Origin of the sequence: Parapedobacter pyrenivorans, assembly GCF_014636865.1 — a bacterium.
In the GTDB taxonomy this organism is placed as follows: domain Bacteria; phylum Bacteroidota; class Bacteroidia; order Sphingobacteriales; family Sphingobacteriaceae; genus Parapedobacter; species Parapedobacter pyrenivorans.
Genome location: NZ_BMER01000006.1, coordinates 106,252 through 131,088, shown reverse-complemented (window position 1 = coordinate 131,088; position 24,837 = coordinate 106,252). Strand labels below are relative to the sequence as shown.

The following is a 24,837-nucleotide window of genomic DNA, read 5'->3' as shown; positions in this document are numbered from 1 at the left end:
GCGGAACTTTGCATTTCCAGTTTAAAACAAATGATTTTTTTAACTCTCATAACTATTTTGAAGGAGTAATGGAAACAATAGAATATCAAAACGGCGAAATTACCATCCTATGGAAGCCGAAAGTGTGTACCCATTCAGGGGTTTGTGTAAGAACACTTCCCAATGTTTATGATCCGAAGGCACGTCCCTGGATACGAACACAGTATGCGACCACACAGGAATTAATCGATCAGGTCGCCAAATGTCCGTCCGGGGCACTAAGTATTAAGAAAGATGAAGAAAAATAACGGGGTAATCGGTGGCGGAAAGCTACCGGAGCTCCATACCGAGGTGTCTCCCGAGTTAGACGGGGTAAAGACAAATACGGGGGGAATCATAAATTAAACGATCAAAATGGATAACATGGAAATAGGCATAGATAGTTTTGCGTCGGCGATGTTTGGAAGCAATAAGCTGGGCAGTGAAGAGGCCATGGAACAGTTGTTAGACAGAATAGTTGCCGCCGATGAGGCCGGGCTTGATATTTTCGGGATAGGCGAACACCATAAAAGAGAATTTCTCGACTCTGCTCCTGCGGTCATATTGGCGGCAGCCGCCGCCCGCACCAGCGGCATCCGGCTTACGAGTGCGGTTACCGTGCTCAGTACTTCAGATCCTGTCCGGGTATTCCAAAATTTCGCGACACTGGATATTATCTCAAAGGGTCGTGCGGAGATCGTGGTTGGCCGGGGTTCTGCGACAGAAGCGTATCCCTTGTTCGGTTATCATCTGAGTGATTATGACGCTTTGTTTAAAGAAAAATTAAAATTGTTGCTGCAGATCCGAGATGAAGAATTCATTACCTGGTCGGGTAAGTTCAGGCCGGAATTAAATAATCAGCCTGTATACCCACGTCCGCTACAGGAGAAATTGCCTGTTTGGTTGGGTGCAGGTGGCACGCCGCAATCCTTTGTACGTGCAGGAATGCTTGGGCTTCCTTTAATGGTGGCCGTTATCGGTGGCGAAACCGAGCGCTTTAGACCGCTGGTCGATCTCTATAGAAGATCAGGCGAAGAGGCAGGCTTCAAACCGGAAGAATTGAAGGTAGGCCTTCATTCGCCTGGCTATGTTGGCAAGGACGACAAATCAGCTATCGCTGATTATTTTCCAGGCTTTTTAGAATCCTGGACCAAAGCAGGCCGTGAGCGCGGTTGGCCACCGGTTACCAAAGCTCAGTTCGACGCAATGATCGCGCCGAAAGGTGTGCTTGTTGTAGGTGGGCCGGAAACGGTTGTCGAAAAGCTTTTACGGCATAGCGAAGCCCTCGGTGGTGTAGATCGTTTCACCTTCCAAATGGATATTGCAGGTCTTACTCACCAACAGTTAATGCGGTCTATCGAGCTGATCGGCGCGGAAGTAGTCCCTCAAATCAAGCAAAAAGTTAACATTTAGTATGAAAAAAGAAAAGCAGTTTTCTACCCTTGAGATAAAGATCAGATATTGGCGACGCGGAAATACACAGGATGCATTATACTACCTAAATTAAATATTATAGCGGGATAATTAAATAGCGTACTTATTAAAACTACCTTTTCTTATTCTTCATCGTCATTTTGGCTTTTACCCCACCGCCATAGTTGTAGGTTTTGTTGTTGCTTGCTTTCTTTTTATGAAAAGCGCCACCCTTTGATTCGTCCACTTCATTCTTTTCTTTTGGATTAGTGGACGGTTGATAGATGACAAGATCATCAGGAGTAGGCATGATAGGGATTTTCTTCCCCAAAGATTGTTCTATTTTTTTGAGTTCCGGAAGTTCAATGTCTGTCGCAAATGTGATAGCCATAACTTCGTCATTTGAAGTTTTTATAATATGTTGCACAAAAACATCTCTATTTTCTGGTATTTCAAAATGAAATACAAAAGGAATCCTACTTAAATCAATATCATTCGAGCTTTCATTTGCAATAATGAGTATTCGACATTCTGGGTCTTTCTTAAAATCATTGATATCATCAAAACCTGCATCATCATGCAACATGGGGAGTAGCACAGCTACTTCTCCTTTTTTTGCATGTAGACTTTGACTAAGCTTTTGTGCGGTAAGTCGGGTATTTACAAAAACCACAACTTTATCAAATACGTCATCGTCACGCATCAAAAGATTTAGCAAATTTATTTTCGTGGTAAAATTCGGAACCTGATACAACATGAGCTCGTGTGTTTCCGTCGTTTTCTCACCTAGTTCTTCCACCTCAACCAGCGTAGCAAAAGGCATGAAATCATCAATCATCAAGTGCAGTTTTTCATGTTCAACAGTGCTAAATGCGAGGTACTGTACTTTTCCGCAGCTTTGGGCCAGTTCCCTTACACGAGTCTGCATTCCCTGCTTAACTATTTCTTCAGCATCATCAATGATGAATGTCTGAATGCGATTTAGATTAAGCCCTAATTTTAGATACACCGCACGGGCACGGTTTGGAGTTGCTACGACAATATCTACCCCACGGACCAAATCTTCGATTTCTTCCTCCATACTTCCGCTCGTTTTAAGCCCCATGATATGAAGATTCTTATTCTTGCTAATTGCCAGAAAACGATCAACTATTTCAGTGATTCTTTCGTCATTAGGGGCTAATATTAAGACTTTAGGAGCTTCATCTTCCGTATATTTTAAGCGCATCAATACCCCAAGAACATAAGTCGTTGTTTTTCCAGCTCCTTCGGGTGCAATGCCAATAATACTATGCCCACCGATTATACGAGAGAGTGATTTTAACTGAATCTCTTTCGCTGTAAAATAGCCCAAATCATTCATGGATGCATGGAGACGTTTACTAAGCTTCAATTTATCTAAAGACACTGCTGAATAGTTAAAAGAATACGAGGCAACAAAGTTACCCAAAATATTTGGTGTTGCTTTTTATGATTTGTTTGGCATGCGCCTGTATTAAATTTCGTCCCCTCCAGCTTATTAGTGCTGCGTATTTGTCTATACGCACTAAAAAACTGCCGCGAAAAACGTGGCAGTTCGCGACTGACTGCGGATTCTGTTTCTTAATTCACAATCCGAAATTTCAGCATGTTGTATCATACCCTAGCTGCTAGCATTGTGAAAAATAATTTTCTCATATCACTAGATAATAACTTTTATACCTTTTCCGGATTTAAAACTATGGCTTTGGATTGTGGATGAAAAGTGTGAATAGATATTTGCTTTCTCATTTTATAACCGAAATTCCTGCGTCCACCGTTAATTCAGTTCCGTGGATATATGACGCTTCCTGCGAAGCAAGAAACAATACGGCACTTGCAATTTCGGTAGGTTCGCCAAATCTCTTAAAAGGAATGGTAGGGAGGATGCTTTGGATAGCCCCCTCAATTTGTTCAGTATTCAGACCTGTATTGTTGAAACCGTTTGTTTTGATGTATCCTGGACTAACGCCATTTACCCGAATACCTTTTTCAGTAAGCTCCGACGCAAACGTTTTTATAAATGATTGAACGGCTGATTTTGCCGCCGAATAAACAGAAAAGTTTGGTACTGACATTTCAGTAACGACAGACGTGTTCAAAATAATCGCACTTCCTCTTTTCATCAATGGCAGTATTTGCTGGATGGTAAAAAATACACCTTTAACCAACATATTAAACAATTCATCAAAATGAGTTTCATCTACGCTTTCAATGGAAGCAAATTTTCCGTAACCAGCATTTACAAAGAGTAAATCAATGTTGTCTGTATATTGTTTTGCTTGTTCTTGCAAAAGCATGATATCTTTCATACTACCTGCATTTGATACGATACCAAACGCATTTTTTCCTAACTGTTCTACAGCTTTGTATACGGTTTCAGCGCGTCGCCCTGTAATAATTGCTTTGCCTTCTTCGTCGATGAATTGTTGGGCGGTAGCAAACCCCATTCCGTTTGTTCCGCCTGTGATAAATGCGCACTTGTCTTTAAATCTCTGCATTATTATTTGTTTTAAAAGTCTGTTGCAAAGATCGGAATGCGTGTTATGGCATAAAACCCGAATCTTGCTAATATCTGGTTCCATTTCCCATTCTCTTTCACAAAAAAAAGCTTCTCCAGCTCACGCAGAAAGGTTGTTTCTCAACAACCTACCCGCTAACTGCAATAATATTTGAAGAAATCTTAAATTTGAAAAGCAGTTTATTAAAAACACAGCACGACATGACTATGGAACTTTCTTCCGCCGCGCAGCATATTTTGAGTCAAATTAGCAATAAGGCCACTAAGCTTGGCGATTTGCGGAACATAGCAAAAAATATAGGTAAGCACCACCAGTTAGCTTTGGAACTTTGGTCAACGGGCGCTTATTTTGCGCGGCAGTTGGCGATCCTATTGATGGACAAAAAGCTTCTTTCGCAAGAAATTATCGATGATTTGGATGAGGATATTCAGCAGCATATACCGGAGGAACGAAACCAACTGATCGATTGGCTCATGGCCAACCAACTCGCTAAAGATAAGAAGACAGTTGCGTTAATGGAATCCTGGGTAGATAGTCCTTCGCCATTGCAAAGACGGCTTTTCTGGTATCATCAAAGTCGCTTACGTTGGGTAGGACAGACTCCTCCCGCCAATAGCGAGCACCTACTTTCTCTAATCGAAAAACGAATAGCATCTGAAAAGCCTGAAGTCCAGTGGGCGATGAATTTTACTGCAGGTCAAATTGGGGTTTTTCAAGAAGAGTTTCGTTCAAGATGTATTGCCATTGGAGAACAAACAGGCCTCTATAAAGACGAAGTGGTGGCAAAAAATTGTACGCCCAACTATCTACCGAAATTCATCGCCATACAAGTTGCCAAGTTGAAGAAATAAGTAGCCTAGGGCCTTATAGCCTCTCCAATAGGTTTCACCGGGCTGAATCTTTTTGTGTAAGTTTTTTTTCGCCTTCGCGACTAATGCGATATGACGATTAGAAAAATAACATGCGCAGCTTTACTTATGCTGGTAGGGCTAACAGGCGTCGGGCAGCCCGCCATGGATACCGCTGCTATACACACCTATTTTTCCACGCAGCAGGAGCAAATTGGATTCAGTGGTGTCGTTCGTATCACGCGCCGGGGCGATGCCCTGTATGAAAGGGCCTACGGGTTGGCTTCCCATGAGTTGGGAACACCCATGAAGACAACGGATGTTTTCCGGATCGCCTCCATCAGCAAACCGTTCACAGCCATGCTTACGTTGCTCGCATGTAAAGAGGGGTTGCTCCGCGAGGATGATTCGATCGGTCGGTTTTATCCGCAGCTTACCGATTCGGTTTGGCGAGGAATTACCGTCCGGCAGTTGCTTACCCACCGATCGGGGATTCCGCACAATGACGGAATCGCTGATTATTGGCGAGAAAAGGCATTCTTGCCGTTGGATCGGGAGCGGTGCGTTTCCGAAATTTTTGCCATGGAGCTCGGGTCTTCCCCCGGTGAAAAGAGTCACTATTCCAGCCCCGGTTATTTCCTCCTTGCTGATATCCTTGAACAGGTTTATAATCAATCGTATGCCGCATTGGTAAGCGAGAAAATCACCGTCCCACTGGCCTTGGGTAGCACAGGCGTGTATGATGGGCGTGCCATCGTTCCCGGTATGGTCACCGGATATCACCAGCTCGGCAACCGTTTGATGCTCGCTCCCCACCGCGATCCCAGCCTCATGAAAGGTTCGGGCAACCTATATGCATCAGCAGGAGATCTTACCGACTGGCTATCTTCATTGGGCAATGGCCGGTGGCCCGAAGACGTGGTTTCGAAGCTGTTTGATGTGAGGTCTACCATTCCGATGGCAAATGCCGATCGTTATGGCTATGGGTTTTACTACCGACAAGGGGGAGACGGCCAAAAGCCAGCTTGGTATCATGGCGGCGGTACATTCGGCTGTTCGGCGATCGCGGTATGGTATCCCGAAGACCAGACATCAATCGTGTTGCTCAGTAACGTATCCGTTATTCCCGTCAATCGGCTGTGGGCAGATTTAGAGAACATCCTTAACGGCTCCACGCCCAATCTGCCCCGGCAATATAGTAACGCCCAGCTAACCGATTCGGCACTGAACCGTTTAGCTGGTACATATACCGCTCAGGGGATGGAGCTATCCGTTGTTGCCCACCAAGGTCAGTTATATGCTAAGCTCGGGGGCAATCCTCTTTTTGAACTTAAAGCCACCGGAACCAGGGCATTTTTCGGGCCCAAAGCGGGTGTCTATGTTACCTTCCAGGTAGATTCCCTCGGTAACATCACCGGCTTGATTGCCGAACGCGATGGCAAACCCGTTACCTTTGAAAGAAAATAGGCGGATGGACGAACTACAGTTTTCGACATTGATTGATCAGCATCAGGCGATGATCTGGCGGGTATGCCGACTGTATTGCAACCATGCCGAAGACCGCGAAGACCTTTTTCAGGAAATAGCCATCAAACTTTGGCAGTCGCAGGCATCGTTCCGTGGAGATGCCAAATTCACCACGTGGATGTACCGTATCGCGCTGAATACCGCCATCACATCGCTGCGCCGCAGACGCCCCGCTGTCAGCTATCCGGGTGAAGTGCCGGATGTCGCAGCCGAGCTGCCGGATGAAGAAGCGGCAGAGCGGTATGAAAAGCTTTCCAGCGCCATCCGCTTGCTGGACGACACGGAGAAGGCCCTCATCACGCTTTACCTGGAAGGGATGAGCTATGCAGAGATAGCCGAAGCGTTGGGCATTACGGAGAATTATACCGGTGTAAAACTTAGCCGGATTAAAGACAAATTGAAAACAATGGTTAATCGTTAGTATGATGGATTTACATGAATTGAAAAATCTACTGGAGCGTGAGGAGTGCCCTAAAAAGGGCCGTTCGGAGATCCGGACCCTATTGAGCGCCAAGCCTCATCCCGTGCTGCGCAATGTACGTAGGCAGGTCATCGTAGAGGCAACAGCATGGAGTGGTTTTCTATTCTTGGTTTACACGGCATTTGATGCAGACACGAAACCGTTTTGGCTCGGTTTGTTGGTTGCATTCGCGGTATCGGTCTACCTGATCCACCTCTTAAAAGGTTACGCCCAGATCGTTGCTATGCCGGCCTACAAACCGCTTGCCGAGTCGTTATCATTCGCTTATCAGCGAATGCGGCGGTTTGCCATGCACAATCTGTTGCTCAGATCCTCATTACTTATTGTTGTATTGTTCTTTTTTAGTTACGGTATCAGCTTCACCCCCGGAAAATATGGGACATTGCTCGGAATAGCTGTTTTTTTTATTGCCCAGGTACTTCTCAATCGCAGGTTGTGGCTGCGGCGATTAAGGCGATTACGTCACGCCATCGACGGGTTGGCGCAGTAAAGACTTTACCGCTGTCTCTTCCACCCCCGTAGCTTGTCTCCTTTTCCCTGCCTCATTACCAGGTAGCAATGGTATCTTTGTATAAACGACGATTAAAACAGCACCACATGGGAAAAATAATTGCAGGAATCAATATGACGCTAGATGGGTTTTGTGACCACACCTACGGGATTGCAGACGATGAATTGCACCAGCATTACAGTGAGCTATTGCGCAGTTCCGGCACTATTCTATACGGAAGGATAACCTATCAGCTGATGGAATATTGGCCACCGATCGTAAAAGATCCTACCGGCAACCAAGCTGTTGATGAATTCGCAGTGATCATGGACAGCACGCCCAAAATTGTTTTTTCCCGGACACTGGAAAAGGTGGATTGGGAAAGCGCGAGGATTGCAACACGAAGTCTCGAAGAAGAAATTTTAGCACTCAAGCAACAATCGGATAACGACATTTTGGTGGGCAGCCCGAGTTTGATTGCAGCCGCTACGGAACTTAACTTAGTGGACCAATACCAACTCTGTGTACACCCTGTTATCGCGGGGAAAGGCTTACCATTATTTAAAAATATAGGCGATTTGAGGTTTCTGAAGCTCATAAAGACCAAAGCGTTTGGTTCTGGTGCCATCGTGCTGTACTACGAGCCGGCAAAAGGCACGGCCGGATCTGTACAATAACTCAGTCAAGCAAGCAACGTAAAAAACGCTGCCGTCGTCTTTCCAGGTGAATATGAAGAACAATATTTATATTTACTTCGAATTCTGAAATACCAGAAGACGCAAACTGGTTGGTTTATGAAAAACCTATTTCTATTATCGTTTGTGTTGCTATTGACAGTTAATTGCAATAGAAAAAATAGCCGAATCAATAGCGTAACGCAATACTATAAGGCCTTAAATAATTCAGACTATAATCAGGTCAAAAGCCTGATAACTGATAGTATAACGATTGTTGAAGGGGATTATATAATGCCTTATTCCCATGAAACTTTTCATGAACATTTTAAATGGGACTCTATTTTTCAACCAACATATAAATTAATAGCGCTAAGTGAAACGAATGATCACGTAGTCGCTACCGTGGCAGTAAATTCTTTACGCTTTGAATTTCTAAAGAATAACCCGTTGACTTGTCGGCATAAAATTTTCTTCAAATCGGGTAAACTTACCAAGTTTGAAAATATGGATTGCATAGATGCAGATTGGACCATATGGGAAAAGGAAAGGGATGCACTCGTTCGTTGGACTAGTACCCATCATCCAGAACTAGATGGATTTATCCACGATTTAACAATGAATGGCGCAATAAATTATTTAAAGGCGATTGCGTTATATAAAGAGAATAAAAGCGCGCTGCGTTGAAAAGTCCGGAAGTTAATCGTGTCTTCTTTATTCATTTTCCGGGCTTTTGACAGCAAGAGCCTCAATTTCGACCAACATGCCATCTATAGCAAGTTTGGGAACGGGAATTAAGGTGTTGATAGGGAAATTTTTGGCGGGCCAAACTTTATTGAACTCCTCTACAATGATGTTCAATTTCTCCGCATTGTGATCAACCACTAATGTGGTTAGTTTAATGACGTTGTTCATCGTCAGCGTATCTGATGCAAGGGCAACTCGGATATTATGCAAAGAAAACGCTACTTGTTGCCTGAAATCAGGGCTTAACTTACCTGCTGTATTCTCTTCACCACCCTGCCCGGCAATAAAGATTAATTTATAGCCTTGGGGCACGGTAACCATATGGGAAAATCCGTATGGAGTGGGATCGAAAAGAGAAGCCGGGTTTTTGAATTCTTGTGCTTGCGTAGTCATGGTAAAAATTATAGCTGTTAAAAATATAATGTGTTTCATCTGTTTCTTAATCTTTATTTTCGGTGTATGATCCCGGTACCGCGCCTATCGTTTTATTGATCCTGTTCCAAGCGTTTATCTGCGTAATTGCTAACGTCAAAATGGATATCTGTTCTTTTGAGTAGTGTTTTTTCAACAGTGCATAAAGTTGATCGTCCACTTCCGTTTGATGGGTTAACGTTAGGTTTTCTGCGAACTCTAATGCTGCCTTTTCATGGTCTTCAAAATACGGACATTCTTTATAGGCGATAAGCGTATGAAGCCTCAATTCCGACTCCCCAAGGGCCAAGGCTTCTTGATGGTGCATAGCTAAGCAATAGCCACATTTGTTGATTTGCGAAACCCGGTATTTAACCAATTCAATCAACTTCAGGTCAAAACCTGATTTTTTTAAATATAACTCTGTTTTTAGTATGCCATCCAATAAACCGTTGGGCATCTGATTTAATTCGATCCGTGTATTCATAAAATTTGTTTAATTAAATAGATAAAGCTTTCGAACGAATGTGATACATGTTGTCAAAATTCTTTTCTTACAAAAAGCCCAATGCTGCTATAGCTTGCAGCCAGACTTCCATATTGATCAAAATTTGCGGCCGGTCCGAGCTGAATTTCTCCAAAGTTGACTCCCACCCTTAAGTATTGGTAACTTCTCACATGCGCTTCCAAACTCCATGTAGTCATGTACTGTAAACGGGCATACAGCTTCAGTTTCTGGCCTCCTGCCGCTCGATATTCAATGAAACCCATCAGCTCCAGATTTGGATTTTTCCAAAGATCTACTCTTGGGTATATCATCAGCGCTGTTGTTTTCCCCTTCAGAAAGTACTGGAGGAAAACGGATGGTCGGACACGGTTCAAGGGCGAAAAGATGGAACCTATCCCTGTACTCCAGAGCTCGCTTAGCGTATAGGATACATAAGACTGGCTCATTATTTCGTTTCCGCGATTTTTATCATAAGGAATAAGGATGGAGGAAGTGTGAAAGAAGCCAAATGGCCTTTCTGTGTTGAATTTTGCTGCAAATGCGTGCTGATAGTAATAGCTGGAGTGACCCACACTGATCTCTACGGGCAGCTGTGCCCAACCAGAAACCGGGCACACATGCAAACATATCCAAAGCAAGATCGGGCTTAGTGTATTTAATTTTTTCATACACGGAGATGTGTTTTACTGAGCTGTTCGCCCTTTATCTAAGGATTTAATAAGCTCGTCAAGCGAAAAGCGTCCGGAACCTTGTACGATTATATAAACGGATGCAATGAGATACAACATCGCCGTTTGCTTAACATCGAACGGATCATTGCCATGAACCAGAAATACCGCCACAACAAATGTGATGACAATCGGGATACTTGCGATCCGTGTCATCAAGCCTAAAACAAGCGCCAGTCCGCAGATCAATTCGGAAAAAATGGCCAGATAGATCGAAAATGTAGAACCGATGCCAAGAGGATCTGGAAAATCAAGAGACGCGTCCGGCAGAGCTAGCCACTTGCTCCAACCGTTTATCATCAAGAGCAAACCGGATAGGACACGGAAAAAAGTATATGCAATGGTATGGACCCGATCGGATTGAATATGGTATTCTAATTTCATTTTACGTTTTATTAACATCATTGCAAAGCTATTGGGAATGATAATCGCTTTGCTGTAAATAAAACGGTGAAAACTGTAAATTTTCCGGTTTTTAGCTCAATGCATAGGATGGCGCGTGGTTGAAGTCGCGGACGGCATTCTTGAAGACCGTGGGAAGCTGGCCGTCATAGTTCCTAAACGCGCGGGAAAAGTGCGATGTATCTGTATAACCTAATTGATAGGCTACTTCCTTTACAGAACGATCCATAAAACTGAGTAGGTATTTTGCTTCTTGCATGATATGAAATTCGATCCATTTTTTTGCCGAAAGGCCGGTTTGTTCGACTAATATTTCACTCAGGTATTTTGCTGACATATTCAATTGATCAGCATAAAAGCCGACATCTTTATGCTCGGCGAAGTTTTTGGCGACCAATTCCCTGAATTTAACAACAGTACGGTCCTTATCACTCAATGCTATTTTATTGCCACGATGCAACTGCCAGAAATGTTTCTGCGCGATGATCAGAATCGAATACAATATCCCCGATAATGCTTCAGGTTTCGGCCACCACCTGAAGTGTACTGAAGAGTTGCTGCATTTCTTCAAACTGTTTGTCAACCAAATGAATCACGCTTTGTTCATCTGGACAAAAGAATTCCAACGAATAGAAAAATGAGCTACCGAAGTTATTTACGAAGAGATCATCATAAAATAACAATGTATCATTTACGGGAAAACTCGTGTTCAACCATTGGCATGTAACACCCGGACCAATCGTTAATAAGCTCCCGTGAGTCAGTTCATAAGTCTTACTTCCTATTCTAATAACCGCGCCATCACCGTAGTACAGTCCAATGGTATAAAAGTAATTTTTAAAAGCATGTGTAATCCCCGCGTTTTCCAAACTTTCTTTTGATGCCAAATAGTATGGAGCCGCTGTGCGCTCACCTTTTTGAGATTTTAAATGCTTCAGCAGGTCGAAGCTGGTTGAATGTTTCCTTAACTCCATGATCGACGATTAAGTTATCCTACAAAATAGAAAAAACTAATTTGATTTTGTCTACGCTATTGCAAAAGTATTCACCTCGCTTCAAATTATTTCACCTCCGATAAAACAAACACCTCTTTTTTTCGTTTAAGCATTAGGTTTAGGTTGATAGCCCCTAACCCCATTGGGGCGAACCCGTTATCTCACACGAGGTAACGGGTTTTTTTAATTTCCGGAACATCAGAAGCAGTCACAATCAGGCACTTTCAAGGGCCTCAATATCGAACTTTCTCATTTTCATATAGACCTCCATTACCCGCTTCGCTTTATTTGGGTCGCTAAGCAGTTTTGGCAAAATGGTAGGTACCACTTGCCAGGATATGCCAAATTTGTCCTTCAGCCACCCGCAATCACCTTCACTGCCGCCGTCGGCCGTCAGCTTTTCCCAATAGTAGTCAATATCTTCCTGATTTTCGCAGTCTATGACAAATGATACCGCCTCATTAAATTTGAACTGGGGCCCGCCATTAAGACCAATAAATTTCTTGCCGTCGAGCTCAAATTCAACCACCATCTGGTTGTCTGCCTTAATTTTGGCATTCTTGAAAATCGAACAGTAGAATTTTGCTGCCGTTTGGGCTTGACCATCAAACCAAAGACAAGGATAAATGTTGTTTTCCATTTTTTTGATTGTTTTGTTTACAGTTCAAAGGTATAGAAGGCTCAAGCCGAGTAATAGAACAAAACTGACAAAATCAGTTTCTCGCAGCTTTACCATAAGCAAGGTATTCACTAGGTGTTAGTGAAGTGAACTCTTTGAATGCACGGATGAAATGGCTTTGGTCTGAATAGCAATTGTTGTAAGAAAGCGCTGTTAGGTTTGTGAACTGTTGGCTGTTGAGCTGTCGGAATGCGGTATTGAATTGGCTGATTCTCCGGTAGCGGGTAGGGATGATCCCAATGGTTTTCTCAAATAACCGTTGGAATGTGCGCCCCGTCATACAAAGGTCCGCCTGCACCACCGTCAGGTTTTTTTTGGATGGTTCGGTGGCGATTTTTTCAACGGCATATTTCACGATACGCATATCCGTTTTGATTTTAGTGACGAGGCTGTATATGTAGTTATCCAAGATGGTAACCATCTCCCTGCTGGAAGACGCGTTCTGTAACTGTTCCTGCAGACCTGCCCTGATGGATGTCGGCAATAAGTTCAGCTCAATGGGGTTATCGGTCAATTCCTGAGCAGCAACCCCAAACAGTGCATTCAGGACATAAGGCTTGAAGAAATAAGCAATCAGTGTGAAATCCTCATCGATGGTTAGGGTGTCTGGGAATACCGTTTGCCCAAATAGGGTCAGGTAGTTCGTGGAATTTCCTATCCGTCCTTTGGCTGTCTGGAAGAGCAGTGTGGGCATGCCATTCGCGAAAAGGGGCAATACAAAAGGGGATGTTACGTGGAAGTTTTCAATAATAAGCAACTCATGAACGTATTCCGCAATACAGGGAGCCGGATGAAGATATATTGATTTCATAGCGTCCTAAACTAATACCAAAGATACCAACATGCCTAATTGTTAAACGGGGGCATTGGCGACAAAATAGGGGGGTAGTTCAAACTTTTTTTTAAATTCATTGTCGGTCAACTCCATGCACTTTAATTACAATCCTTCGCTATATTCTGCTTAACACAATCTATTAGTTGCTATCCTCAGCCACTCCGAGCGGCAAGTAGCTGATACTGCGTCCCTACAACAATTTCAGCGCGCTGTTGTTAGCCAATAAAAGAGTAAAGATAGATTTTTATGCCCTGGTATCACGGAGATTATCCCCCTTCCTATAAAAACCAACCGGTTGAACTGCGGCAGAAGGCGGTTGAGATCGCCAATGCACTTCTCGAAGAAGGTATGGAAGAGGGCATCGCCATCGCGACGGGGCTGAAGCGCGCGCGTGAATTTTTCGATGCTCGCAAAAAGAAAAAGAAGTAGCGATTCCTCTTCCATCCTGTGCTGCTGTGACGCATTCGTGCAACTGAGCAAAAGGATCAGCAGGCAAGATTACTTTATTCGTGTTTCAACGTGCGACCGCCGTTGTTTAGAATTAACGCTTCGCCCCTTCAATGCATACACGGTTATGAACGATAGTGCCGCCAGTATCAGCCAAAGCATGTCGATGACAAATAGCTCATGTTGGCCATTGCCTACAGTCCACCAGAACCAATTGCCCGAAACAACCCCATTGGCTAACGGAATGAAGCATCCGAGAATCCCGGCACTCAACAAGGTGTATTTGTTCGTAAGGTAATTGTCCCGTTTTAGCCAGAAAAAGACGGATACCAACAACCAACTACCGAAAAATATAGAATTAATAACGGTGCCACTATATTCATCCAGGTGCTGTGGTAAAAGCTTGGTCACTAAAAACGACAGCGCGGTGACAGGAAGCATGGAGAGGCAGACGGCAAGGTAAATATGGCCTACAGCCTGGTTAAACTTCCGTTTCTTTTCAGGTATATTCTTTTTATTGCGGGCCTCCAACCAGATAAGTACACCGGTGATGATAACAAAACAGGTAGCGATAGCCAGCAAAAAGTACAGCATTTTTACTGCGATATCCTGCCAGCCTTCCAAACTAAAATAACCAAAATGGATCCGGTGTATAAAAGCAGATACCACTTCGTCATAGCCTTTATGGTATGGGTCGTGCATATGGTTGATTCGTCCTGAAATAACATCAAATTCGAGTTCCCCAAAGTTGAATAACCTGAGTTTTGAATCGATATCCCCGTATATATTGAGGGTCATATCCGTGCTGGCCGTTCCGTGCAACGCAATATACGTGAGGTTTAATCCCTGCCATTTTGAAGTGGCGCTATCCACGAGCGCATTCAGTGAATAGTCGTTCATGCTAACCCGCTGCCCCAGGTGCTCTTCGTGGCGATGACCATGCAACGCCTCATAATACGCCGATTGATCACCGTCATAAAGCAACGCACCCGAAGTCGCCACGAGGATACCCAGTCCGAACCACGCGCCCGTGATTGCGTACATAAACTGAAAGGGAATGCCGATAACACCCAATGCCGTGTGTGCATCGGTCCACACCGTTTTCAACTTTTCGTACGGCCGGAATAGGTAGAAGTTTGCGATGATCTTTTTCCAGTGGACGATAACACCGGTTACCATGGCAAATAAGAAGAAAAGCGATACCAAGCCCGACAGGTAGTAGCCCACATCACCCAACTGGTAGAAGAAATGAAGATCGTACAGCAGGCTGCCGAGTGTCGTTGCGGGCTTCCGCGATAGCTCTTCAACCTCGTAAGTTTCACGATTCAATTGCAAATCTTTGTATTCCTTCGCCTCACCGGTCGCCAGCGAGTCTTCCGACGCGGCTAGGAAGAAGGGTTGTAGTGGCCCTGGCGCCAGCATGTCGATGTAGATATCGCGCCCATAAAGGTCGTAGCCTTTTTCCTCCAGTTCCTGCACCAGCCTATCGAGATCTATAGCAGCGCCGGTAGGGGGTTGGGGTACTGCAATGTGACGTTCACGGCTACGTTCCCACGTTTCAATTTCAGAAAAAAACATCGTGAAGGCGCCAGCGAAGAATATCACAAACAAGCCAACGGTGATGACGATGCCGCTTACGGTATGCAGATGAAAAAAGACATTGTAATTGCGCTTGCTCATAACTTACAGCCGATGAAAAGGATGAACAAAAGGGTAATCCCACCATACCACGCCCAGCATTTCCACCCGTTGGTAAAGAGGAAGGCCACCAGCATCAATGCGCACCATAGGATGAAAAGGGTATAGGAGTACGTCAGCAGCACGGTGACGCGGTGACCTGACCATACCGCCAACAGCAGGTGAAAGGAAGCAGCAACCAGGAAACCACCAAGGAGGGCCGCTGAAACTTTGGCAAATCGTTGCCCCGCGGACCGTGTCAAGTATTTTGGATTTGCAGGCATATCAGTCAGTAGGTCATTACCTAAGATTTTTTAAGGGGTAGTAAAATGATAATCAATCCACTGATGGTCATGATGCTGGCTAACCCGAAGAAAAAACCAACTCCGATACCCAACTGCATCATAAAGCAGCTAAAAGAGGCCAAAAGCATCAGGCATCCCAATGCTTTTGACCACCTTCGGTGTTTACACAGGTAGCTGTTATGTCCGCGCTTTACGAATACCGCCTTGGCAGATGTGCTGTATAGGAGGTAAGATCCTACCAGTTGAATAACGAAACCCAAAAACACAACCATGCAGTAGCGGCTAAGCGTTAGTTAAGAATATTCAGCGAAGGAGCATATACGTTGTTGCCATCCAGCTTGGCGCCTACTTTCACATCACCCGGTCCGCCCCCTATGGCAATCTCATAAATATTGGCGTTACCACCTTTTACACAAACCGGAATATAAAATTTACCATCCTTTACCGAATTCAAACTGAAGATATCAGACAACGGAGCTTTCGGGATATTCAGTTTCGTGACGGTTTTGTTATAAATATCGATTTCGTAGAGTTGGCCATAATTTTCATAGAGATTGTCCCAGACACTCAAATCACTTTCCAGGATGACATTCGCATAAGCGATGCCGTTGCCTGCGTACCAAGCATTCCAGATGCTTACGGGTTCATCAAACTCTTCAGACACATTGAATGCGTAACCATCATCATATTCCCCATCTGTAATTTTCACAAATACGCAAGGCGTATTGGGTACGTCTTCCGGGTTTGAGGCCCATTGGTTGCTTCGAAGGTTCCATTGGTATATATCGCCCTTTTCATCTTTGAATGAGCCGTTGGTGCGATAACCGGCTACACTTCCTCCCGATGCCTTACTGATGATGGTCTTTGGGTTGGTAAACGACGGATAGTCATAGACGATGGTAATCAGGGAATCCGGAATATCACCATACACTTCAGGTACGCCATATTCTCCACCTACATATACCTTATCGCCCGAGACAACCGCACGGCACCAGCTCGGTTTGTACCGGTCCACGTTTGGCATCTTGAAACTACCGTAGCTCTCCACCGTAAAGGTAGCGATATCGATAATGGCGTAGGGAGCGTTTCCTTCGTCGTTTGGAAAGTTCATGAGAAGCAGGTCATTCGTTTCTGTCAGATCGGTATAGCGGGCGAACGAGCCAGACATCACCGCAGCGGTAGAAATTGCATCTTCCTTGGTGATGCCCGTTTCGGTAATCTTGTACTTATCCAATGTAGCTTCGTCTCCGTTGATGACGTACAGGTAGCCATCTTTCACCACCGCATGGTGAGCGATGCCTTCAATGCCGTTACCCACTACGGATATGCTGCCAGACATGATGTCTTTGCTAGGCACCATGTAATATTCTTCGCCAACTTCGATGCCGACAAAATAGTTCATCAACTCGGGTTGTTCGTCTGCCCTGGGATCGTCTTTTTTACATGAGGCCAAAAACATAGCCGTGGTTAACGAAAGGGCAAGAAGGGTCTGAAATCGTTTTATTCGTTTCATATCGATTTATATTATGTTGTGATTAATTATATGCTAGTTGATATTTCAATTTGATAAATGCTGCTCTGCCGGGCTTCTGGAGCAAGAAATTGTCGTATGCCTGCGTATTGGTCACATTGGAGAGGTCCAATGCCACACTGATCCGTTCGCCGGGCAATGTATACCCAACGCCAAGATCATAAACCAACTGGCTCGGTATTATATTTTTGGTATCCGCGGTTCCCAGGCTTGGCCAGTAGAGATAAAATTCGTGGAGGTAATTGGCATGGAGGTAGGCAAATAATTTCGAACCGCCTTGAATCGAGTTGGGTATATTGGCAGAAATACCTGCATTGCCCAGCAGATACGGTGTATTCCGCAGCCGGTCGCCATAAATGATATTCGGTACACCATCCTCAAGGCGTTGGTTATTCCGGATATCCAGGTACGTCATATTGGCGTTTACTTTCAGCCAATGGTTCAGGTCATATACCATGGCCAGTTCCACGCCTTTTCCGAGGGTCTGGCCCACGTTTTCATAGATTCCATCGTCCCGAGAGGCGATCATGTAGAGCAGCTGGTCTTTGGTATCCCTGTAGAAGACACCGGCCGTGACGGTTAAGCCCTGTTGGCTGCCGATCGGGATTCTTCCCCACACCAGACCCAGGTTGATGTTGAGGCTTTGTTCGGGTTTGATATTCGGATTATTCGTCACCAATACGCCGTTTCCCAGCGCCTCCGTGGGTGTTGGCAGGCGGGTAGCCTGTTCTACCGAAAACTTAGTGAGGAAAAGCGGGTGGAATTTATATGAAGCTGCTATACCGCCTCCCCAGTTAGACTTATTGTTCTTGATCGGAACTGCGGTTGCCTGGTATTCACCATCAACAATAAAATATTCCAGCTCGTTAGAAGTAGTTTTGAAATCATACCATTTTAGAAATGTGTTTACATAGAGCCTTTCATCAAACTTCTTGGTTTCGAGGGATAAGCCTGCAAACTGCCTGTGGATGTTTTGCGGCGCGATATGCGGTACCCGATACGCCGATACGTAAGGGTCTTTTCCGTGTCGTTTGGCGGAAGAATTGAAGTAGTTAAATCCAAGTTTAAATTCAGCCGGCAGCCGATAGGTCACGTTGATCCGGTTAATCCACGAATCTTCGTATAAAGTGTACCATGATTTTCCGTTGCGCGATATCTCTCCACCACCTTGTTCATGCGGCGTGGTTTCGCCTTTCCAATTGTAAAAAGCCATGGCCGTATCGATGGTTTCTCCCTTCCGGTTTGAATAACCGGAAAATAAGCTAACGGTTAAACCATCCGTAAACAGATTTTCCTTTTGATAGGAGAGATGCGGCATCAACAGCACCTCCTTGTAATGCAGCTTTCCATACACGGTAGCCATCGTCTGCCCCGTCTGTATACCCTTCCTTTGTGTGGATGCCAATAAACTGACAAAGAACTGGTCCGCCCATTTTTTGTCCACGAAGCCAACATCCACCTTTCCGTTGAAGGTTTGGAATTGATCATTAAATCGTGTCGCCGGATTTTCCTTTGTGAAGTCGACTGCTTTAAAACCAGTCGACGCATCGGCATAATTGACGCCCTGTCCCCACACGTTGTAATTATTATCCGAATGTGTGTAAAATGCTGAAACGCGCGTCGTAAAATGACTTGCCGAGTGGCTGTATTGGCCGTGCACCACTGCCTGGTGAGTGTTGAATGAGCCATAGCTATAGCTCGTTTCGAGAAATCTTTTACGCTTGCTATCCGATACAACATGGATTGCCCCGCCCAATGCATCCGAACCCAAATCAACCGGAACCACCCCCTTATAGACATCAATTCGTTTAATGAGCGAAACCGGAAGGTTATTGATCGTATAAGATGAGCCGAAATATTCCATCGGTATTCCGTCTATAAAGAACGTAACCGCATTTCCAGACATGCCATTCAGTGAATAGTTATAGTTGGAGCCCATGCCACCTTCCTGGCGAACCCGTACGCCCGGCGTCCAGTCCAATATCCGGTTTAGTTGGATGCTTTGGTTTTGAAGATCGGCGGTTTCAACGGATTCAACACTAAAGCCGGTTTCTCGTAGCGCTTGCACCTGGGTTTTACCGACAACGTCCACCTCGTCCAGATTTACCTTGCTTTCCTTCAATACGACCTTCAGCGGTTTCATGCTTTCTTTTCTTAGATGCAGGCGGACTTCAAAAGCTGCGTAACCTACGCAAGCCACCAGTAGTGTATAGTTGCCAACCGGAGCCTTCACATCAAATTGTCCCTGCTCATCTGTGGTGGTACCGTAGCGTGTTCCAGCCAGCGCCACCGAGGCACGGGCGATCGGGGTGCCCGATGGCGTAACAACCACACCCCGTACCGTCACTTCTTCCTGAGGTTGTGCATAGCCGGTAAAGTTTAAAAGGCAAAAAAAAGCCGTATTTAGTAAGAATAATTTGAACATCGATAATTCGAAAATCAACTCTTATAAAAATTAAATCGTTATTTAGATTGATTATAAAATGCAAATGTATAATATTGTAAGTACAAAAGAATACGAATCTGTGAACGACTCATTTTACCCGATCAACGACATATCGTTTGCCAGCGATAGGACTTCAACGACCGAAAAGCGGTCTCGTTGGTTTCAACACCGTTGGTTATCTACACCCCATTTCAAAGAATTCGTATACCAAATGGTCATTGTGTTGTTGTTGCTGGTTTTTTTTTCGTTCGAGCTTGACGAGGAGCAGCATCAGTCGTTGCATACGCTGTTCAAACCGTCCAAACTGGCCTTTTTCGCCAATTACCTCGCAGCAGCAATGGTGATAAATTATGTACTGCTGCCTGTTTTCTATTATCATAAGCGGTGGATCCTGTTCATCGTGGCACTTTCAGCGGTGTTGACTGCGGTGATTCTGGTGGATGAGTTTATCCTGGAGCAGATTTTTTTTCCCGATACGCGCGGGACACACTTCCCAGGCCTCATGTTTACGCTGGTTGAAACACTTCCCATTATCATTATCATTGTAGCCTTTAAACTTGCGTGGGATTCCAACCGCAGACAACGCGAACTGGAACGCTTAGCCGGTTTAATGAAGGAAAGTGAAATCCAATTTCTGAAATCACAGATTAATCCACATTTCTTATTCAATAACCTGAATAGTCTTTACGCGTATGCGATCGATAATTCGCCAAAGACGCCATCGATTATCCTGGAACTGTCGGCGGTATTAAGGTATATGTTGTACGATTGCCAGTCAGATTTCGTGGCACTGCCCCGTGAGATACAACAACTAGAAAACTACGTGGCCCTGAATCGATTACAAATCGAAAACCGGGGAGAAATCCAATTCACCAAAGACATCGCTAACCTGGATTTTTCGATCCCTCCCCTTATCTTGATTGTTTTTGTTGAAAATGCATTCAAACACAGTACCGGAAGCCAGGCGGCAAACATTGCTGTTGAAATCCGGGTGCAGGTCTCAACAGATGGGAAATTGACGTTTTTGTGCAAGAACAATTATTCCCTAGATTACCAGTCGGCTAGTTTAGAAAAAGGCATCGGGTTAGAAAATGTCCGGAAACGCTTGGACCTGCAATATCCCGGAGCGCATGAACTCGATATACAAGATAACGGAAGCATTTTTATCACCAGATTAACCATGCAGTTAAAAAAAAGGGATAAGCTATGAAATGTATCATTATCGAAGACCATGCTCCCGCACAGCATATCCTGCAGAAGTATATCCGCAGCACGGAGGCCCTTAAGCTAGAAATGACATGCTGCGATGCGCTTGAAGCAAGCACCTATCTCCACGATCATTCCATCGATTTGATTTTTTTAGACATCAACCTGCCACGTTTTTCGGGAATGGAGTTTTTGAGATCAGCGCAAAACCATCCGCTTACCATCCTGACGACAGCTTATTCTGAATTTGCACTTGAAAGCTATCAGTTCAATGTCGTTGATTACCTACTTAAACCGTTCTCATTCGAGCGCTTTACGCAAGCTGTTGAGAAAGTAATGACAATGACCCAGTCGATACAGCAAGTAGGGCAGGAGCATGCAACACCGGCCGACAAATACGTGTACATCAAGTCAAGTCATGATTTGGTGAAGCTTAATAGAGACGACATCATTTTTATTAAATCAGACAGTGACTATACCGAAGTGATTACCGCTTCAAATAAGTACCTGACATCAGAGCCGCTAAAAGATTGGGTAGCTAAATTGAATGACGATTTCAAACAAGTGCACAAGTCGTATATTATCAATACGGCACATTTAACGAAAATCTCGCACAACAAAATTTACCTAACCGTAGATCAGGTCATTCCTATTGGAAGAGCCTTTAAGAAGCATTTTATGGAAAAATTGCTGAAATTCACGGGTTCGTAATCGAAAGATGTTTTGTTTTACAGGCAAGACCTAGTCGTGTATGTCGAAATAGCAAAAGTCCATCTCCTTGGTTACCATTTCACTTGCTAAGTATGTCCACATCTCTTCGTGGTGTTAGCATGTATTTGCAGAAATCAGTTTCTTTGCACCCGGCATCCATAAGGGCAGTAATTTTCATACACTATAGGAAAGAATGTTACCGTTATGATAGAGATATTGCTCTAGTTTTCTAACGTCCTTCTGTCTAATGTGTATGTCAATATCAATTGTTAAATCACTATCAGCGTTTTTTTCTGTCTTCACCACGCTTTGATAAATAGTAAATTTTCTTATTTGATCGATAATTTCAAATCGCTTTTCAGCATGTTCTTTATTGATTTTAATTTTAAGCGCTTTCGTACTATTCGCAGGGATTAATTGTTTGCCAACTGTTTGGGTCAAAAACACTATGGCCATTGTTACAAACAAGAATAGGCCTGCAATGTAAAATTCCCCAAAGCCTATCGCCATCCCAATGGCTGCTGACACCCAAATTATACCGGCGGTAGTAAGTCCATAGATCGTAAACCCCTCTTTAAATATCACCCCGGCGCCTAAAAATCCTATCCCGCTAATTATGCCAGCAGCAATCGAAAAGCTATCGCCTTTTCCACTATAATTTTGTGATAAAATGGCAAAAAGCGCAGAGCCAACCGTAATTATTGTTATCGTTTTAAGGCCTGCAGATTTATCTTTGCTCTCTCGTTCGTATCCTAACAATATCCCGGCGACTAAAGCCGATACGGCCTTCAATATATCCGATTGTTGAAAATGCTGATTTATTTCTTCCATGACTTCCTTATTTTTCCTTAAAACGCTTTACGCCATATAAAGTTCCTATCCTCAGCACATATTCAGCCGCTTACTTAAAAAAAGAGGCCAACCTCACCCGGTCTAGCAGGCATTTCTAAACGATGTACTAACAAAAAACAAAAATTTTTTAAATTCATTGTCGATTTGTTCCGGTGCCATTCGTCTACTTATTGCGTACCATTACTTATCACGTGTAAAAAGAATAATCATGAAAAAGACAAAAGTAACTTGTGGATTAACAGTTTCTCTTGATGGCTTTGCCGCGGGGCACAATCAAAGTTTTGAAAAACCATTTGGAGATGGGTTTGATTCAGACTTGCTGGATCGTTGGATGTTTGCCGAGCCGGAAAAGCATCGGCATAAAAAAGAAATAGATGCTATTCTCGATGCGGGCGCATTTATCATGGGCAGTAATATGTTTGGACCTAAAGATAGGCGAGACAAATCGGGATGGAAAGGATGGTGGGGCGACAATCCGCCATATCATGCTCCGGTTTTTGTACTCTCCCATAAAGAACGCCCACCGATAGAAATGGAAGGGGGAACGATATTTCATTTTGTTACAACTGGTATCGAAGCAGCATTGAGCATGGCAAAGGATGCGGCAGGAGATCAAAATGTGAAGATCATGGGAGGCGCAAATACCATCAATCAGTATCTGGCTGCTGGTCTCATTGACGAATTGTGGCTGCATCTCGTACCCGTTACGATTGGTGTAGGCTCAAGGCTCTTTGAAGACGTACCGAATCTCCGGCTCGAACCTGTTGAGGTGAGCGGAACAGGCTTGGTGACACATATCAGGTACAAGGTTGAAAAATAGCATTGGCGATCCGATGAAAGATTCACAAATGAACCGGCCGGCTTCCGGTCGGTTTTTTTGTCAATCATGAAACGGCCGGTAAAGGACGAGTTGACGGACTTTTGATTGCTGGTTTGTTATTCCAGCTCGAAGCTTATCTTCCAATTGATTCCGAATTTGTCAGTCACAATTCCGTAGTATGAACCCCAGAAAGTTTCGTTCATTGGTAGCTTTATTTCCCTATCCTCGGATAGGCTTTGAAATAGCGTTTCAGCCTCTTCTTTGTTGTCGGTACTGATCGATAAGGAGAAATTGCTCGTTGACACCGGTTGATTAAACAGTGCCGTACTGTCCGCGCCCATCAATGTAGTGTTGCTGCTGATCGGAAGTGAAACGTGCATAATCAACTGGTCTTGGTCCGCAAACAACCCGCCGCTAGTTTGAGGTACATCCTTATATCGGCCGATATAATTGAATTCACATTTAAACACTGATTTGTAGAAATCAAAAGCCTCTTCGCAATTCCCGTTGAAATAGAGGTATGGGTTTACGGTTATCATAAAATAGTTGGTTTCAGTTTGTTGACCCTTTCATAATTCGCTGTTAAAATTAGTAAACAATTTCTATGCGTCAAACCGTCTTTTTTGGAAGCTAGTTGGTTAATTAGAAACCCCGATTCTCTCCGGTTCAGAGCTTTGCTTGGCTTGTACAGGGTGTTTTAATATACCGCGATTAGCGGTAATGTATCAGTTCTGGAAATATATCATGGTCAAATTAAACGCTGTCCATTTACTTCCGTCATAACTAAAAAGGAAGCATATGAACCGTATCACTAAAGCCGTAGCGTTTGCGTTATTTATAATGGTCATGGCAAAGCTCGTCAATGGCCAGACGATCAGGCTGGGGGAGGATCCCCATGCGCCTGATATCGTTTTGCGGGAAGGGCCGTTTTATCTATTGATCGACAACAAGGGAAATTTGACAACGGCTGAGCCGGAGCTTTTCCGAACAAGCAATGAAGTACGCATCGACTATGATCTGGACGGGCGTATCAAGCAGTTTGGCAATACATCGGTAGATTATGACCTGGATGGTCGGGTCCGTCAGATTGGTGATGCACGGATAGACTACGACCTTGATGGCCGTATTCGGCGTGTGGGGAGCAAACGCATCGATTACAACTTCAACGGTAAAATCGAACGTATTGGTGACGAATCATTGGATTACGACCTCAGCGGCCGCGTCAGGCAATTCGGCGCAGATCGTATTGATTATGACCTCAATGGCCGGATATGTCGGATTGGCGATCTACGTATCGAGTATGATTTAAATGGGCGTATTCGGCAAATAGGAGATAGGCGATTCGATTACGATCTCGATGGCCGCCTGCGCTCGGTGAGTGGCAGCGCGGTAGCTCGTCAATTCATGAGAAAATACCGGATGATTGAGCGCATAAATCAATAATCAAGTTATTTGCGGTAAAAATCCACGGCTAATTCCAGTGATGGTCACGATTTTCACCCTTCACCGTACCTCGCGTCCCAAAAAGAAATTTTCGTAAGCTAAA

General features: G+C 44.3%; 30 protein-coding genes. 13 read left to right on the top strand and 17 right to left on the bottom strand.

All coding sequences use genetic code 11. The features are described from left to right. Positions 1-68: 68 nt before the first annotated feature. Together IEV98_RS21820 and IEV98_RS21815 are read left to right on the top strand one after the other, a co-directional pair. The gene (locus IEV98_RS21820; RefSeq protein ID WP_188508173.1) at positions 69-287 is read left to right on the top strand and encodes a (4Fe-4S)-binding protein; all 219 of its coding nucleotides are present in this window, start codon (positions 69-71) and stop codon (positions 285-287) included. A gap of 106 nt (positions 288-393) precedes the next feature. Then, positions 394-1,431: an Atu2307/SP_0267 family LLM class monooxygenase gene (locus IEV98_RS21815; RefSeq protein WP_229738900.1), complete on the top strand. Its 1,038-nt coding sequence runs from the start codon at positions 394-396 to the stop codon at positions 1,429-1,431. A gap of 133 nt (positions 1,432-1,564) precedes the next feature. On the opposite strand, the gene IEV98_RS21810 is transcribed toward IEV98_RS21815, so the two are convergent. Both IEV98_RS21810 and IEV98_RS21805 read right to left on the bottom strand, forming a co-directional pair. Then, positions 1,565-2,794, bottom strand: coding sequence for a DEAD/DEAH box helicase (locus IEV98_RS21810; RefSeq protein WP_229738899.1), 1,230 nt, complete (start codon positions 2,792-2,794; stop codon positions 1,565-1,567). 403 nt (positions 2,795-3,197) lie between these two features. Further along, positions 3,198-3,950 carry an SDR family oxidoreductase gene (locus tag IEV98_RS21805; RefSeq protein WP_188508171.1) on the bottom strand — a complete coding sequence of 251 codons (753 nt, stop codon included), beginning with the start codon at positions 3,948-3,950 and terminating at the stop codon, positions 3,198-3,200. Positions 3,951-4,171: 221 nt separating this feature from the next. Between IEV98_RS21805 and IEV98_RS21800 the strand changes: the two genes are divergently transcribed. The 6 genes from IEV98_RS21800 (at position 4,172) to IEV98_RS21775 (ending at position 8,678) form a co-directional block, all read left to right on the top strand. After that, positions 4,172-4,822 carry a DNA alkylation repair protein gene (locus tag IEV98_RS21800; protein WP_229738898.1) on the top strand — a complete coding sequence of 217 codons (651 nt, stop codon included), beginning with the start codon at positions 4,172-4,174 and terminating at the stop codon, positions 4,820-4,822. A gap of 90 nt (positions 4,823-4,912) precedes the next feature. Next, positions 4,913-6,286 carry a serine hydrolase domain-containing protein gene (locus IEV98_RS21795; protein ID WP_188508170.1) on the top strand — a complete coding sequence of 458 codons (1,374 nt, stop codon included), beginning with the start codon at positions 4,913-4,915 and terminating at the stop codon, positions 6,284-6,286. A gap of 4 nt (positions 6,287-6,290) precedes the next feature. Further along, positions 6,291-6,767 (top strand): RNA polymerase sigma factor, encoded by a 477-nt coding sequence (locus IEV98_RS21790; RefSeq protein WP_188508382.1) that lies wholly within the window; start codon positions 6,291-6,293, stop codon positions 6,765-6,767. A 1-nt stretch (position 6,768) separates the two neighbouring features. Beyond that, complete coding sequence (locus tag IEV98_RS21785; protein WP_188508169.1) at positions 6,769-7,317, top strand: hypothetical protein; 549 nt, start codon at positions 6,769-6,771, stop codon at positions 7,315-7,317. Between the two features lie 107 nt (positions 7,318-7,424). Next, the gene (locus IEV98_RS21780) at positions 7,425-7,994 is read left to right on the top strand and encodes a dihydrofolate reductase family protein (protein WP_188508168.1); all 570 of its coding nucleotides are present in this window, start codon (positions 7,425-7,427) and stop codon (positions 7,992-7,994) included. Between the two features lie 117 nt (positions 7,995-8,111). After that, positions 8,112-8,678 carry a hypothetical protein gene (locus IEV98_RS21775; protein WP_188508167.1) on the top strand — a complete coding sequence of 189 codons (567 nt, stop codon included), beginning with the start codon at positions 8,112-8,114 and terminating at the stop codon, positions 8,676-8,678. A gap of 27 nt (positions 8,679-8,705) precedes the next feature. On the opposite strand, the gene IEV98_RS21770 is transcribed toward IEV98_RS21775, so the two are convergent. From IEV98_RS21770 to IEV98_RS21735, 8 genes are all read right to left on the bottom strand, one after another. Beyond that, positions 8,706-9,170, bottom strand: coding sequence for a RidA family protein (locus IEV98_RS21770; protein WP_188508166.1), 465 nt, complete (start codon positions 9,168-9,170; stop codon positions 8,706-8,708). Between the two features lie 7 nt (positions 9,171-9,177). Further along, positions 9,178-9,636 carry a carboxymuconolactone decarboxylase family protein gene (locus tag IEV98_RS21765; protein ID WP_188508165.1) on the bottom strand — a complete coding sequence of 153 codons (459 nt, stop codon included), beginning with the start codon at positions 9,634-9,636 and terminating at the stop codon, positions 9,178-9,180. 53 nt (positions 9,637-9,689) lie between these two features. Beyond that, positions 9,690-10,325, bottom strand: a complete 636-nt coding sequence (locus IEV98_RS21760) for a hypothetical protein (RefSeq protein ID WP_188508164.1) — start codon at positions 10,323-10,325, stop codon at positions 9,690-9,692. A gap of 15 nt (positions 10,326-10,340) precedes the next feature. Next, positions 10,341-10,769 (bottom strand): DoxX family protein, encoded by a 429-nt coding sequence (locus tag IEV98_RS21755; RefSeq protein WP_188508163.1) that lies wholly within the window; start codon positions 10,767-10,769, stop codon positions 10,341-10,343. 91 nt (positions 10,770-10,860) lie between these two features. Next, entirely contained in the window at positions 10,861-11,358 is a 498-nt protein-coding gene (locus IEV98_RS21750; protein WP_229738897.1) for a helix-turn-helix domain-containing protein, read from the bottom strand. Then, complete coding sequence (locus IEV98_RS21745; RefSeq protein WP_188508161.1) at positions 11,306-11,761, bottom strand: hypothetical protein; 456 nt, start codon at positions 11,759-11,761, stop codon at positions 11,306-11,308. Before IEV98_RS21745 ends, IEV98_RS21750 begins: the two co-directional genes overlap by 53 nt. Positions 11,762-11,996: 235 nt before the next feature. Continuing rightward, positions 11,997-12,422, bottom strand: coding sequence for a VOC family protein (locus IEV98_RS21740; protein ID WP_188508160.1), 426 nt, complete (start codon positions 12,420-12,422; stop codon positions 11,997-11,999). A 73-nt stretch (positions 12,423-12,495) separates the two neighbouring features. Then, entirely contained in the window at positions 12,496-13,272 is a 777-nt protein-coding gene (locus IEV98_RS21735) for an AraC family transcriptional regulator (protein ID WP_188508159.1), read from the bottom strand. A 270-nt stretch (positions 13,273-13,542) separates the two neighbouring features. Between IEV98_RS21735 and IEV98_RS21730 the strand changes: the two genes are divergently transcribed. Continuing rightward, entirely contained in the window at positions 13,543-13,725 is a 183-nt protein-coding gene (locus IEV98_RS21730) for a DUF2188 domain-containing protein (protein WP_188508158.1), read from the top strand. Positions 13,726-13,794: 69 nt separating this feature from the next. Here the strand turns inward: IEV98_RS21730 and IEV98_RS21725 are convergent, their stop codons facing one another. The 5 genes from IEV98_RS21725 to IEV98_RS21705 are packed head-to-tail and all read right to left on the bottom strand — an operon-like array spanning position 13,795 to position 19,681. Next, on the bottom strand, positions 13,795-15,423 hold the full coding sequence (locus IEV98_RS21725; RefSeq protein WP_188508157.1) for a PepSY-associated TM helix domain-containing protein: 1,629 nt from the start codon (positions 15,421-15,423) through the stop codon (positions 13,795-13,797). Then, on the bottom strand, positions 15,420-15,704 hold the full coding sequence (locus IEV98_RS21720) for a hypothetical protein (protein ID WP_188508156.1): 285 nt from the start codon (positions 15,702-15,704) through the stop codon (positions 15,420-15,422). The genes IEV98_RS21725 and IEV98_RS21720 overlap by 4 nt, the downstream gene beginning before the upstream one ends. Positions 15,705-15,724: 20 nt before the next feature. Continuing rightward, entirely contained in the window at positions 15,725-15,997 is a 273-nt protein-coding gene (locus tag IEV98_RS21715) for a hypothetical protein (RefSeq protein ID WP_188508155.1), read from the bottom strand. Positions 15,998-16,014: 17 nt separating this feature from the next. After that, on the bottom strand, positions 16,015-17,238 hold the full coding sequence (locus IEV98_RS21710) for a DUF4374 domain-containing protein (protein WP_188508154.1): 1,224 nt from the start codon (positions 17,236-17,238) through the stop codon (positions 16,015-16,017). A 22-nt stretch (positions 17,239-17,260) separates the two neighbouring features. Beyond that, positions 17,261-19,681: a TonB-dependent receptor gene (locus IEV98_RS21705; RefSeq protein WP_188508153.1), complete on the bottom strand. Its 2,421-nt coding sequence runs from the start codon at positions 19,679-19,681 to the stop codon at positions 17,261-17,263. Between the two features lie 100 nt (positions 19,682-19,781). Between IEV98_RS21705 and IEV98_RS21700 the strand changes: the two genes are divergently transcribed. Both IEV98_RS21700 and IEV98_RS21695 read left to right on the top strand, forming a co-directional pair. Then, the gene (locus IEV98_RS21700; protein ID WP_229738896.1) at positions 19,782-20,912 is read left to right on the top strand and encodes a sensor histidine kinase; all 1,131 of its coding nucleotides are present in this window, start codon (positions 19,782-19,784) and stop codon (positions 20,910-20,912) included. Further along, a complete protein-coding gene (locus IEV98_RS21695) occupies positions 20,909-21,619 on the top strand; it encodes a LytR/AlgR family response regulator transcription factor (protein ID WP_188508152.1) in 711 nt (236 codons plus the stop codon). The genes IEV98_RS21700 and IEV98_RS21695 overlap by 4 nt, the downstream gene beginning before the upstream one ends. A 174-nt stretch (positions 21,620-21,793) precedes the next feature. On the opposite strand, the gene IEV98_RS21690 is transcribed toward IEV98_RS21695, so the two are convergent. Then, a complete protein-coding gene (locus tag IEV98_RS21690) occupies positions 21,794-22,450 on the bottom strand; it encodes an MgtC/SapB family protein (RefSeq protein WP_188508151.1) in 657 nt (218 codons plus the stop codon). A gap of 229 nt (positions 22,451-22,679) precedes the next feature. On the opposite strand from IEV98_RS21690, the gene IEV98_RS21685 reads away from it, so the two are divergent. Next, on the top strand, positions 22,680-23,291 hold the full coding sequence (locus IEV98_RS21685; RefSeq protein WP_188508150.1) for a dihydrofolate reductase family protein: 612 nt from the start codon (positions 22,680-22,682) through the stop codon (positions 23,289-23,291). 116 nt (positions 23,292-23,407) lie between these two features. Here IEV98_RS21685 and IEV98_RS21680 read toward each other — a convergent pair whose 3' ends face one another. Then, positions 23,408-23,830 carry a VOC family protein gene (locus IEV98_RS21680; protein ID WP_188508149.1) on the bottom strand — a complete coding sequence of 141 codons (423 nt, stop codon included), beginning with the start codon at positions 23,828-23,830 and terminating at the stop codon, positions 23,408-23,410. 259 nt (positions 23,831-24,089) lie between these two features. Between IEV98_RS21680 and IEV98_RS21675 the strand changes: the two genes are divergently transcribed. Then, positions 24,090-24,734, top strand: a complete 645-nt coding sequence (locus IEV98_RS21675) for a hypothetical protein (RefSeq protein ID WP_188508148.1) — start codon at positions 24,090-24,092, stop codon at positions 24,732-24,734. Positions 24,735-24,837: the final 103 nt, after the last annotated feature.